This is a genomic window from Halomonas sp., assembly GCF_031581305.1.
Taxonomy (GTDB): domain Bacteria; phylum Pseudomonadota; class Gammaproteobacteria; order Pseudomonadales; family Halomonadaceae; genus Halomonas.
Genome location: NZ_JAVLBC010000132.1, coordinates 1 through 8,988, shown reverse-complemented (window position 1 = coordinate 8,988; position 8,988 = coordinate 1). Strand labels below are relative to the sequence as shown.

Below are 8,988 nucleotides of genomic sequence, written 5' to 3'. Positions count from 1 at the left end.
GGCCGTTGTCGGCTATTAACGGGTACCGTGCCATGTTTGACCTGGTGCCGGATGAGTCAGAGGAACCGATCGAGCTGCGACTACATCTGAGCCTGAATGGCGAGCCCATCACCGAAACCTGGCTCTACCAGTATTTCCCACCTGCCCCGGGAGACCGGAAACTTTATTAGAATTCAGGGATGTGTTAACAATCCGGAGGTGCCTTTCCCATTTTTGTTGACAATAAGTACCTCTGGGCGTAGATTTATGCTCAATCCAGTAACTATTGTTGACAAGGCATGGCTGAAGCTACTCTCCAATCCCAGACCCGCGCCGACGAAGCGTTTGATTGTTTACAAACGGCCATTGTCACGGGCGAACTTGCCCCCGGCGAGAAGATCGGCGAGGTTGAGCTTTGTTCACGGTTCAATCTGACCCGTGGGCCGTTGCGTGAAGCCCTTGGCCGTCTGGAATCCCGTGGCCTTCTGGTACGCCGGCCCCATGCGGGTGTAAAGGTGGTTTCCGTCAGTGCCGCAGAACTGCTGGAACTGTACCGGATTCGTGAGGTGATGGAGGGGCTTGCGGCTCGCCAGGCTGCCGAACGGATGACCGACGAGGAAATCGCCGAACTGCAGGCGACTCTGGACAGCCACGAGAAGATGATCGAACAAGCCCAGGGCCAGGCCTATTACCAGGCCGAAGGGGATTACGATTTCCATCACCGCATTGCCACCGGCAGCCGCAACGCCAAGCTTGCCCAGATGCTGCTGGGTGACCTTTACTATATGGTCCGTATGTACCGGTACCGACTGAGCACTTCCGCCGGGCGCCCGCACCTCGCGCTCCGTGAACACCGCCGTATCGTCGAGGCCATCGCCCAGAGGGATGGAGAACTCGCCGAATTCCTGATGAAAAGACACATTAATGCTGCGCGCATAAACATCGAGAAGAAGATCGAGGAAGGCGTCCTGACGATATAAAGCTGAAAAAGGGGTCTGACCCCGTTCGGGGTCAGACCCCAACTTCACATTGAACCCAACGTAAAAATTCCGAACAACATGAGGCCAACACCATGTCCAACAAACTCTCCCCGGGAGCCCGCTTCCGCAAGGCCCTGAAAGACAATCAGCCCCTGCAGATCGTGGGTACCATCAATGCTTACGCCGCGATGATGGCGGAGAAAGTCGGCCACCAGGCCATCTATCTCTCCGGTGGTGGTGTGGCTAATGCTTCATACGGCCTGCCGGACCTCGGCATGACCACCATGAATGATGTGGTAGAGGATGTGCGCCGGATTACCGCAGCTTCCGAACTGCCGCTGCTGGTGGACATCGACACCGGTTGGGGGGGTGCGTTCAACATCGCCCGTACCATCCGTGAGATGGAACGTGCCGGCGCCGCCGCAGTCCATATCGAAGACCAGGTTGCCCAGAAGCGTTGTGGCCATCGTCCGAACAAGGAAATCGTTTCCAAGCAAGAAATGGTGGACCGATCGCGCCAAGGCCTGTATCGAAGCAGGTGCCGACGGCATTTTCGCCGAAGCGGTACACGAGCTGGAGGACTACAAGGCCTTCGCCGAGGCTCTGGATGTGCCGATCCTGGCCAACATCACTGAATTCGGCGCAACCCCGCTCTACAACAAGAAAGAGCTGGCCGAAGCCGGCGCCGGCATGGTCCTGTACCCGCTGAGCGCCTTCCGCGCCATGAACAAGGCCGCCCTGACGGTTTACCAGAACATCCTGGAGAAGGGCGACCAGAAAGACGTGGTTGATCTTATGCAAACCCGGATGGAACTGTACGATTTCCTGAACTACCACGATTTCGAACAGAAGCTCGATGAGCTGTTCGCCCAGACCAAGGGCTGAGGGCCAAGTCGGGGTCTGATGAAAGTCTTCATCTGACCCCATGTTAGAAATTGAGCAAGGTCGGGGTCTGAAGAACACCTTCTTCTGACCCCAGTGCAATCCCCTGAATTAAAGGGGTCTGATGAAAGCCTTCATCTGACCCCATGTTCACCAGATTAGAGATGAGGGAGAACAACAATGGCTGAAGCAAAGAAACAAGGTGGCGCCGGCCTGCGAGGCCAGGTCGCCGGTGAAACTGCCCTGTGTACCGTAGGTAAGAGCGGCACCGGCCTGACCTACCGTGGTTACGACATTACCGATCTGGCCAACAACGCCCAGTTCGAGGAAGTGGCCTACCTGCTCCTGCGCGGCAAGCTGCCGAACCAGCAGGAACTGGACGCCTACAAGAAGAAGCTTGTGAGCCTGCGCGGCCTGCCCGAAGCTCTGAAAACCGTGCTGGAGCAGATCCCCAAGGACGCGCACCCGATGGACGTGATGCGTACCGGCTGCTCCATGCTGGGTAACCTGGAAACCGAGGAAGACTTCAGCGAGCAGGACGACAAGATCGACCGTATGTTGGCGGTATTCCCGGCGATCATTACCTACTGGTACCGCTTCGCCCACGAGGGCGTCCGCATCGAGACCGCCAACACCGAGAGTGACTCCATCGGCGGTGTCTTCCTGGAGCTGCTGCACGGCAAGAAGCCGAGCGAGCTGCACGAGCGCGTGATGAACGTCTCCCTGATCCTATATGCGGAGCATGAATTCAACGCTTCCACGTTCACCGCTCGCGTCTGTGCCTCCACGCTGTCTGACATCCACAGCTGTGTGACCGGCGCCATCGGTTCCCTGCGTGGCCCGCTGCACGGTGGTGCCAACGAAGCGGCCATGGCACTGATCCAGAAATTCCAGACCCCGGACGAGGCCGAAGAGGGCCTGATGGGCATGCTGGAGCGCAAGGAAAAGATCATGGGCTTCGGCCATGCGATCTACAGCGAGTCCGACCCGCGCAACGCCATCATCAAGCACTGGTCCCAGAAGCTTGCCGAGGACGTGGGCGACAGCGTGCTCTACCCGGTCTCCGAGCGCGTCGAGGCGGTCATGTGGCGCGAGAAGAAGCTGTTCTGCAACGCCGACTTCTTCCACGCCAGCGCCTACCACTTCATGGACATTCCCACCAAGCTGTTCACCCCGATCTTCGTCTGCTCGCGGGTCACCGGCTGGTGTGCCCATGTCTTCGAGCAGCGCGCCAACAATCGCATCATCCGACCGAGCGCCGACTACGTCGGTCCGGAGAAGAGCGAGTGGGTGCCGATCGAGCAGCGCGACTGATCGATCACCGTTACCGGGCGACCCCTCCAGGTCGTCCGGCCTCTCCGCCCTCGCCCCGACGCCTGCAAGAGATCCCTCACGCCATGAATACCGACTACCGTAAACCGCTTCCCGGCACCGAGCTGGACTACTTCGACGTGCGTGCGGCCGTCGAGGCGATCCAGCCCGGTGCCTATGACACCCTTCCCTACACCTCGCGGGTGCTGGCCGAGCAGCTGGTGCGCCGCTGCGAGCCCGAGCTGCTCACCGACGCGCTCAAGCAGCTGATCGAGCGCCGCCGTGATCTGGACTTTCCCTGGTATCCGGCGCGGGTAGTGTGCCATGACATCCTCGGCCAGACGGCGCTGGTCGATCTGGCCGGCCTGCGCGACGCCATTGCCGAGCAGGGGGGCGATCCCGCCAAGGTCAACCCGGTGGTGCCGACTCAACTGATCGTCGATCACTCCCTGGCCGTGGAGCATGCCGGCTTTGATCCGGATGCCTTCGACAAGAACCGCGCCGTCGAGGATCGTCGCAACGAGGATCGCTTCCACTTCATCGAGTGGACCAAGACGGCGTTCGAGAACGTCGACGTGATCCCCGCCGGCAACGGCATCATGCACCAGATCAACCTGGAGAAGATGTCGCCGGTGGTGCAGGCACGCGACGGCGTGGCCTATCCTGATACCTGCGTGGGCACTGACAGCCATACCCCGCATATCGACTGCCTGGGCGTGATCGCCATCGGCGTCGGCGGCCTCGAGGCCGAGACCGTGATGCTGGGGCGCCCCTCCATGATGCGCTTGCCCGATATCGTCGGCGTGGAGCTGACCGGCAAGCCCAGGCCCGGCATCACCGCCACCGATATCGTCCTGGCGATCACCGAGTTCCTGCGCAAGGAGCGGGTGGTCGGGGCGTATCTGGAGTTCTTCGGCGAGGGGGCCCAGAGCCTGACCATCGGCGACCGCGCCACCATCTCCAACATGACGCCGGAGTATGGCGCTTCGGCGGCGATGTTCTATATCGACGAGCAGACCCTCGACTATCTCACCCTCACCGGTCGCGAGCCGGAGCAGGTGGAGCTGGTCGAGACCTACGCCAAGCAGGTCGGACTCTGGGCCGACAGCCTGACGCAGGTCCAGTACGAGCGGGTGCTGACCTTCGACCTTTCCAGTGTTGAGCGCAACCTGGCAGGCCCTTCCAACCCGCACCGTCGCCTGCCCACCAGCGCCCTGCACGAGCGCGGTATCGCCGTCGACTACGACAAGGCCCAGGCGGAGGAGAAGGAGGGCAGGATGCCCGATGGCGCGGTGATCATCGCCGCCATCACCAGCTGCACCAACACCTCCAATCCGCGCAATGTGGTAGGCGCTGCCCTGCTGGCCAAGAAGGCCAATGAGCTCGGCCTGATGCGCAAGCCCTGGGTGAAGTCCTCCTTCGCGCCGGGCTCCAAGGTGGCGCGGCTCTATCTGGAGGAGGCCGGCCTGCTGTCCGAGCTGGAGAAGCTCGGCTTCGGCATCGTCGCCTATGCCTGCACCACCTGTAACGGCATGTCCGGCGCCCTGGATCCCGAGATCCAGCAGGAGATCATCGACCGCGATCTCTACTCCACCGCGGTGCTCTCCGGCAACCGCAACTTCGATGGCCGCATCCACCCCTATGCCAAGCAGGCCTTCCTGGCATCGCCGGCGCTGGTGGTCGCCTATGCCATTGCCGGAACGGTGCGTTTCGACATCGAGAAGGACGTGTTGGGCACCGATCAGAACGGCAATCCGGTGACCCTCAAGGACCTCTGGCCCTCCGACGAGGAGATCGATGCCATCGTCGGTGAGTTCGTCAAGCCGGAACAGTTCAAGCAGGTCTATATCCCGATGTTCGACCTGGACGCCGCCGAGAAGGCCGAGAGCCCGCTCTACGACTGGCGTTCGCAGAGCACCTACATTCGCCGTCCACCCTACTGGGAAGGCAACATGGCGGCCGTGCGTGCGCTCAAGGGCATGCGGCCGCTGGCGATCCTGCCGGACAACATCACCACCGACCACCTGTCACCGTCCAACGCCATCATGATGGATAGCGCGGCGGGGGTGTACCTGCACAAGATGGGCCTGCCGGAGGAGGACTTCAACTCCTACGCCACCCACCGCGGTGACCACCTCACCGCCCTGCGGGCGACCCTGGCCAACCCCAAGCTGTTCAACGAGATGGTGCGGGACGAGAATGGCGAAGTAAGGCAAGGATCGCTGGCGCGCATCGAGCCGGAAGGTGAGGTGACCCGCATGTGGGAGGCCATCGAGACCTACATGGAGCGCAAGCAGCCGCTGATCGTCATCGCCGGCGCCGACTATGGCCAGGGTTCCTCCCGCGACTGGGCGGCCAAGGGCGTGGCGCTGGCCGGAGTCGAGGCGATCGTCGCCGAAGGTTTCGAGCGCATCCACCGTACCAACCTGATCGGCATGGGCGTGATGCCGCTGCAGTTCCGGGAAGGCACTACCCGCCACACCCTGCAGCTCGACGGCACTGAGACCTATGACGTCGAGGGCAAGCCGGTGCCGGGCGCCACCCTGGAGCTGGTGATTCACCGCACGACCGGTGAGGTCGATCGCGTACCGGTGATCTGCCGCCTGGATACCGCCGAGGAGGTGACCGTCTACTCCGCCGGCGGCGTGCTGCAGCGCTTTGCCAAGGACTTCCTGGAGTCCGAGGTCGAAGCGGTCGGCTGAGCGCAGGAGGCACGGCCCGGCGTTTCGGTCGGGTCGTGCAGGCCGGTCCGCGCTGTTGCCCGGCACCATCCATTACTGCCGCGCTCCCGAGCGCGGCAGCTTTCCATCCGGAGTCGATTTCCATGGCACATGTCCCCCAAGTTCGCATTCCCGCCACCTTCATGCGTGGCGGCACCAGCAAGGGCGTCTTCTTCAAGCTCACCGATCTGCCCGAGGGCGCTCAGGTTCCCGGTGAAACCCGCGATCGCCTGCTGATGCGGGTGATCGGCAGCCCCGACCCCTACCAGAAGCAGATCGACGGCATGGGTGGGGCCACCTCCAGCACCAGCAAGACGGTGATCCTGTCGAAAAGCGAGAGCCCCGACCACGACGTGGACTACCTCTTCGGCCAGGTCTCCATCGACAAGCCGTTTGTGGACTGGAGCGGCAACTGCGGCAACCTCTCCGCGGCGGTGGGACCCTTCGCGATCAGCAACGGCCTGGTGGACTCGACGCGTATCCCGGAGAACGGTGAAGCTGAGGTACGCATCTGGCAGGCCAATATCGGCAAGACCATCGTCTCTCGGGTGCCCATCAGCGGTGGCGAGGTGCAGGAGACCGGCGACTTCGAGCTGGATGGGGTGACCTTCCCGGCCGCCGAGGTGCCGGTGGCCTTCAAGGACCCGGCAGACGGGGAGGGCGCCATCTTCCCCACTGGCAACCTGGTGGATGACCTGGAGGTGCCTGCTGATGTGGTAGAGGGAGGGACTCTCAAGGCGACCATGATCAATGCCGGTATCCCGACCGTCTTCGTCAATGCCGCCGAACTCGGCTATACCGGTACGGAATTGCAGGAGGCGATCAACGGTGACGCCAAGGCGCTGAAGATGTTCGAGGCCATTCGCGCCCATGGTGCGGTACGCATGGGGTTGATCGGTGACGTCACCGAGGCGGCGGCTCGTCCGCATACTCCCAAGGTGGCCTTCGTGGCGCCGCCGTCCGATTACCTCTCCTCCAGCGGCAAGCAAGTCAGGGCCGGAGAGGTCGACCTAGTGGTACGGGCGCTCTCCATGGGCAAGCTTCACCACGCCATGATGGGTACCGCAGCGGTGGCCATCGCCTCGGCAGCGGCCATCGAAGGCACCCTTGTCAACTTGGCCGCCGGCGGCGGCAAGCGCAATGCGGTGACCTTCGGTCATCCCTCCGGCACCCTGCGGGTCGGCGCCGAAGCGAGCCTGGTGGACGGTCGCTGGGTGATCGATCAGGCAGTCATGAGCCGCAGCGCACGGGTGCTGATGGAGGGCTGGGTGCGCGTTCCCGGGGACAGCTTCTGAGTACAAGCCACCCGAGCTAAAGGAGCGCCCCGGGTTCGCAGGACTCGGGGCGTTTTCTATAGTGTGGCTAGTCCTTTGACGCTTCGACAGGAGGCGAACATGAGCACCGTGGAAACCAATGTGCGGCCTGACTATGATGTCGAGCTGCAGAAGATCGCCGATTATGTCCTTGGCTTCGAGATCGAGAGCAGCGAGGCGTTCGATACCGCCCGCCATTGCCTGATGGACACCCTGGGGTGTGGCCTGCTGGCGCTGCGCTTCCCGGAGTGCACCAAGCACCTCGGGCCGCTCGTCGAGGGTACTGTGGTGCCCCATGGCGCTCGAGTGCCCGGGACCTCGTTTCGGCTGGATCCGGTCAAGGCAGCCTGGGATATCGGGGCGACCATCCGTTGGCTCGACTACAACGACACCTGGCTGGCCGCCGAGTGGGGCCACCCCTCCGATAACCTGGGGGGCATTCTGGCCGTGGCCGACCACCTCTCCCAGCGTCGGGTCGCCGATGGGGTCGCGCCGCTGACCATGCGCCAGGTGCTCGAGGCGATGATCATGGCACACGAGATCCAGGGCGTGCTGGCGCTGGACAACTCCTTCAATCGAGTCGGGCTCGATCACGTGGTGCTGGTCAAGGTGGCGTCCACCGCGGTGGTGGCGAAGCTGATGGGGGCCGGTCGCGAGCGGCTGCTCGCGGCGCTCTCCCATGCCTTCGTCGACGGCCAGAGTCTGCGCACCTATCGGCATGCGCCGAACGCGGGCTCGCGCAAGAGCTGGGCCGCAGGGGATGCCACCTCCCGTGCTGTGCGCCTGGCCGATATCGCCATGCGCGGCGAGATGGGCATCCCCGGCGTGCTGACCGCACCGCAGTGGGGCTTCTATGATGTGCTTTTCAGCCACACCAATCGCGATCTGGCCACCAAACCGGAGGAGGAGCGCCGGTTCAGCTTCCAACGCGAGCTCGGCAGCCATGTGATGGAGAACATCCTGTTCAAGATCGCTTTTCCGGCCGAGTTCCATGCCCAGACCGCCTGCGAGGCGGCGGTGACCCTGCATCCCCAGGTGAAGGATCGGCTGGACGAGATCGAGCGCATCGTGCTGACCACCCATGACTCGGCGATACGCATCATCTCCAAAGAGGGTGACTTGGCCAATCCGGCGGATCGTGACCACTGCCTGCAGTACATGACCGCCGTGCCGCTGATCTTCGGCAACCTCACGGCCGAGCATTACGAGGACGCCTTCCATGACGCCCATCCGCGGATCGACGAGCTGCGCGGGAAGATGGAGGTGGTCGAGGACCAGGGCTATTCCCGGGACTACTACGATCCCGAGAAGCGCTCCATCGCCAATGCCATCCAGGTGCTCTTCAAGGACGGTAGTGCCACGGAGAAGGTCGCGGTCGAATATCCCATCGGCCATCGCCGTCGTCGCGCGGTGGGCATTCCGCTGCTGGAGGAGAAGTTCCGGCACAATCTCGCGACCCGTTTCCCGGCGGGGCGCTGTGAGCAGATCAGCCATCTCTGCCGCGACCAGGCGCGCCTGGAAGACACCGCGGTGCACCGCTTCGTCGACCTCTTCGTGATCTGAGGCCGTTCAAGGCCCGCCCGAGGTAGTGGTTTCGGCCCGGGGCATTGCCTCAACGGAGTGTCTCGGGCTTCACCGATGCCGCCTTCCACGAGCCCACGGTGGAAACCTGATGAAGCACATGGCGCGACGTGTCAGGCAGGTCTATATTTTTCTTGCGCGTGGGGGTTGCATGCCTCGGCGTGAGATCGTAAAGTACGCATCCGCTGCCGGCGACGGGCAAACGTTGCAGGCGGTGATGGT

General features: G+C 62.9%; 7 protein-coding genes and 1 pseudogene. 7 read left to right on the top strand and 1 reads right to left on the bottom strand.

Annotation, left to right across the window (positions count from 1 at the left end; genetic code table 11):
* The first annotated feature begins 5 nt into the window (after nt 1-5).
* The 7 genes and pseudogenes from RI841_RS11510 to RI841_RS11480 all read left to right on the top strand — a co-directional run bounded on the left by RI841_RS11510 (nt 6) and on the right by RI841_RS11480 (nt 8,748).
* Nucleotides 6-170 (top strand): glucan biosynthesis protein, encoded by a 165-nt coding sequence (locus RI841_RS11510; RefSeq protein ID WP_310705742.1) that lies wholly within the window; start codon nt 6-8, stop codon nt 168-170.
* 108 nt (nt 171-278) lie between these two features.
* Nucleotides 279-959: a GntR family transcriptional regulator gene (locus RI841_RS11505; protein WP_091999539.1), complete on the top strand. Its 681-nt coding sequence runs from the start codon at nt 279-281 to the stop codon at nt 957-959.
* 92 nt (nt 960-1,051) lie between these two features.
* A pseudogene (locus RI841_RS11500) lies at nt 1,052-1,844 on the top strand (methylisocitrate lyase).
* 177 nt (nt 1,845-2,021) lie between these two features.
* On the top strand, nt 2,022-3,155 hold the full coding sequence (gene prpC / locus RI841_RS11495; protein ID WP_310705741.1) for a 2-methylcitrate synthase: 1,134 nt from the start codon (nt 2,022-2,024) through the stop codon (nt 3,153-3,155).
* Between the two features lie 83 nt (nt 3,156-3,238).
* Nucleotides 3,239-5,854 (top strand): Fe/S-dependent 2-methylisocitrate dehydratase AcnD, encoded by a 2,616-nt coding sequence (acnD, locus tag RI841_RS11490; protein WP_310705740.1) that lies wholly within the window; start codon nt 3,239-3,241, stop codon nt 5,852-5,854.
* Between the two features lie 122 nt (nt 5,855-5,976).
* Nucleotides 5,977-7,167, top strand: a complete 1,191-nt coding sequence (gene prpF, locus RI841_RS11485) for a 2-methylaconitate cis-trans isomerase PrpF (protein WP_310705739.1) — start codon at nt 5,977-5,979, stop codon at nt 7,165-7,167.
* Nucleotides 7,168-7,266: 99 nt separating this feature from the next.
* The gene (locus tag RI841_RS11480) at nt 7,267-8,748 is read left to right on the top strand and encodes a bifunctional 2-methylcitrate dehydratase/aconitate hydratase (protein ID WP_310705738.1); all 1,482 of its coding nucleotides are present in this window, start codon (nt 7,267-7,269) and stop codon (nt 8,746-8,748) included.
* 49 nt (nt 8,749-8,797) lie between these two features.
* Here the strand turns inward: RI841_RS11480 and RI841_RS11475 are convergent.
* Nucleotides 8,798-8,988 (bottom strand): hypothetical protein (locus RI841_RS11475; protein WP_310705737.1); only part of this gene is annotated, 191 nt, incomplete at its 5' end.

Excerpts from the sequence above, each read along its gene's own strand:
- RI841_RS11480 (WP_310705738.1), top strand. The coding sequence starts at position 7,267 with ATGAGCACCGTGGAAACCAATGTGCGGCCTGACTATGATGTCGAGCTG.
- acnD (WP_310705740.1), top strand. The coding sequence starts at position 3,239 with ATGAATACCGACTACCGTAAACCGCTTCCCGGCACCGAGCTGGACTAC.
- prpC (WP_310705741.1), top strand. The coding sequence starts at position 2,022 with ATGGCTGAAGCAAAGAAACAAGGTGGCGCCGGCCTGCGAGGCCAGGTC.
- RI841_RS11505 (WP_091999539.1), top strand. The coding sequence starts at position 279 with ATGGCTGAAGCTACTCTCCAATCCCAGACCCGCGCCGACGAAGCGTTT.
- prpF (WP_310705739.1), top strand. The coding sequence starts at position 5,977 with ATGGCACATGTCCCCCAAGTTCGCATTCCCGCCACCTTCATGCGTGGC.